Here is a 2,756-nt window from a genome sequence, read left to right as displayed (position 1 = left end):
ACCGCGACCTTGAAGGCGCTGCGGTGATCCCAGCGGGCGCGCGGGTGTGGATCGCCATGGGGCACACGGACATGCGCAAAGGGATGCAAGGGCTGGCCTTGCAGGTCCAGCAGGGCCTGAAGCGCGATCCGCATGGGGGCGACCTGTTCGTGTTTCGCGGACGGACGGGATCGCTGATCAAGATCATCTGGCACGACGGGATAGGCATGTCGCTCTATTCCAAGCGGCTCGAGAAGGGACGCTTCGTGTGGCCCTCGGCGAAGGACGGGATCGTCTCGCTGACCAACGCGCAATTGTCCTGCCTGCTGGAAGGGATCGACTGGCGTAACCCGCAGTATTCCTGGCGCCCGCAGAGCGCCGGATAGACCAGCCACTTTCTTCGCCTTCCGGCGCATTTTCGGCTTCAATGCTGCGCCGATCTGTGATTCCATGCTCGTCATGGACACGGCCGCATCGCCCCTTCCGGACGACGTCGAAGCGCTCAAGGCGCTGCTGTCCGCCGCGCTTGAACGCGCCGACGAGGCCGAGGCGCGCCTCGCCAATGCCAGGGCCCGCGAGAGCGCGACCGAGGCGATGATCGCCCACCTCAAGCTGCAGATCGCCAAGCTGCGCCGCGAGCAATATGGCGCCAGTGCCGAGCGCAGCCGTCGACTTCTCGACCAGCTTGAGCTTCAGTTGGAAGACCTCGAGGCCGATGCCTGCGAGGATGACCTAGCCGCCGAAGTTGCCGCCGCCAGGACAGCCGACGTTGCCGCCTTCGCGCGCAAGCGGCCGAGCCGTAAGCCGCTCCCCGCACACCTCCCGCGCGAGCGCGTTGTCATTCCCGCACCGTGTTCATGCCGGTCCTGCGGCGGCGTGCGCCTGTCGAAGCTGGGCGAAGACGTGACCGAGACGCTCGAAGTGATCCCGCGCCAGTGGAAGGTGATCCAAACGGTACGCGAGAAGTTCTCGTGCCGGGATTGCGAGGCGATCACGCAGCCTCCAGCGCCGTTCCATGTCGTGCCGCGCGGATGGGCCGGCCCCAGTTTCCTCGCCATGCTGCTGTTCGAGAAGTATGGCCAGCATCAGCCCCTCAACCGCCAGGCCGAGCGCTTCGCGCGCGAAGGCGTGGCGCTCAGCACCTCGACGCTGGCCGACCAGGTGGGCGCGGCGGCCTTCGCCCTGATGCCGCTCTATCGACGGATCGAGGCGCACGTGCTTGCGGCCCGGCGGCTGCATGGCGACGATACAACCGTGCCGGTCCTGGCCAAGGGCAAGACCGATACCGCGCGCCTGTGGGTTTACGTCCGCGATGACCGGTCCTTTGCCGGCAGCGATCCGCCCGCAGCCCTGTTCCACTATTCCCGCGACCGGCGCGGCGAGCATCCTCGGGCGCATCTGGCGTCCTGGGCCGGGATTCTGCAGGCTGATGCCTATGGCGGCTACAACGAGCTCTACGCGCCCGGCCGTCAGCCCGCACCCGTGACCGAGGCGGGTTGCTTTGCGCATGCACGGCGCAAGTTCTTCGAACTCGCCGACGTCGAGGCCGCCGCACGCAGGAAGAGCCGCGGCGAGCGTACCGGCATGATCTATCCGATCGCGTTGGAAGCTGTGCAGCGCCTCGATGCCCTGTTCGAGATCGAGCGTGGCATCAGCGGCAAGGCCACCGAAGAGCGCCTCGCCGTCCGGCAGGACCTCAGCGCACCGCAGATGGCGGATCTGCACGCCTGGCTCACCGCCCAGCTCGCGAAGCTCTCGCGCAGCCACGATCTGGCCAAGGCCATCAACTACATGCTCCGACGCTGGGGGGCCTTCACCCGCTTCCTCGAAGATGGCCGGATCTGCCTCACGAACAACGCAGCCGAGCGGGCGCTGCGCTGCGTGCCCCTCGGGCGCAAGGCATGGCTGTTCTGCGGCTCCGATCGCGGCGGACAGCGCGCCGCCGTGCTCTATACGCTGATCCAGACCGCCCGGCTCAACGATGTCGATCCGCAGGCCTGGCTGGCCGATGTCCTCGCGCGCATTGCCGAGCATCCCGTCAACCGGATCGACGAACTGCTCCCCTGGAACTGGCAAGTCCGGCCCGGAGTGCTATCGCAGGTGGCATGACCGCCCGATCGACAGACAGGCCCACAGCCACCGACAGTTTCCTGCAGATCGCAAGGCTGCGCATCGAGCTTGAGGACAGCGATCCGCCAATCTGGCGCCTGGTCGAAGTGCCGACCTCGGTCACTCTCAAGGTCCTGCACGACATCGTGCAGGCCGCGATGGGATGGTTCGATTACCATCTCTGGGAGATGCGCATTGACGACCAGACTTATGGCCTGCCGATGGAAGACGACTGGGGAACCGCTCCGCGCAAGATTGCCGCGCGCATCCGCCTGCGCGACGTACTCGCTCCCGGCGCGACCACGATCGCGTATTCCTACGACTTTGGTGACGACTGGCAGCACACGCTCACCTTGAGCGACGTTCGGCAGGGAGATCCGGCTCTCGCCTATCCCCGCTTCATCGGCGGCGAGCGCGAGTGTCCACCCGAGGATTGCGGCGGGATCTCCGGCTTCTACGAGATGCTGGAGATCAGGTCTGATCCCACGCACGAGCAGCATATCGAAATCAACGACTGGCTCGACGGCTACGACCCGGACGAACTCGACATCTTGCCGATCGAAGCGGGGCTCGCTCGTATCGCTGTCAGACGCAACGCCGCAGCAAAGCGCATCATCAAACCAAAGGCGACCTAGCCACGGCCACTGCGGCCTTCACCGGATGGGTAC

At 66.1% G+C, this 2,756-nt stretch carries 3 protein-coding genes; all 3 read left to right on the top strand.

The window, feature by feature from the left end; all coding sequences use genetic code 11:
* Positions 1 to 23: 23 nt before the first annotated feature.
* The 3 genes from tnpB (at position 24) to HT136_RS25935 (ending at position 2,723) form a co-directional block, all read left to right on the top strand.
* Entirely contained in the window at positions 24 to 365 is a 342-nt protein-coding gene (gene tnpB / locus HT136_RS25945) for an IS66 family insertion sequence element accessory protein TnpB (RefSeq protein WP_079731921.1), read from the top strand.
* A gap of 73 nt (positions 366 to 438) precedes the next feature.
* Complete coding sequence (gene tnpC / locus HT136_RS25940) at positions 439 to 2,088, top strand: IS66 family transposase (RefSeq protein WP_039396390.1); 1,650 nt, start codon at positions 439 to 441, stop codon at positions 2,086 to 2,088.
* Positions 2,085 to 2,723 carry a plasmid pRiA4b ORF-3 family protein gene (locus HT136_RS25935; protein WP_039396108.1) on the top strand — a complete coding sequence of 213 codons (639 nt, stop codon included), beginning with the start codon at positions 2,085 to 2,087 and terminating at the stop codon, positions 2,721 to 2,723. The genes tnpC and HT136_RS25935 overlap by 4 nt, the downstream gene beginning before the upstream one ends.
* The last annotated feature ends 33 nt before the right edge of the window (positions 2,724 to 2,756 follow it).

Source organism: Novosphingobium profundi, from assembly GCF_018491765.1.
Lineage (GTDB): Bacteria > Pseudomonadota > Alphaproteobacteria > Sphingomonadales > Sphingomonadaceae > Novosphingobium > Novosphingobium profundi.
The sequence above is the reverse complement of the archived record's forward strand: the minus strand, read 5'-3'. Positions and strand labels throughout refer to the sequence as shown.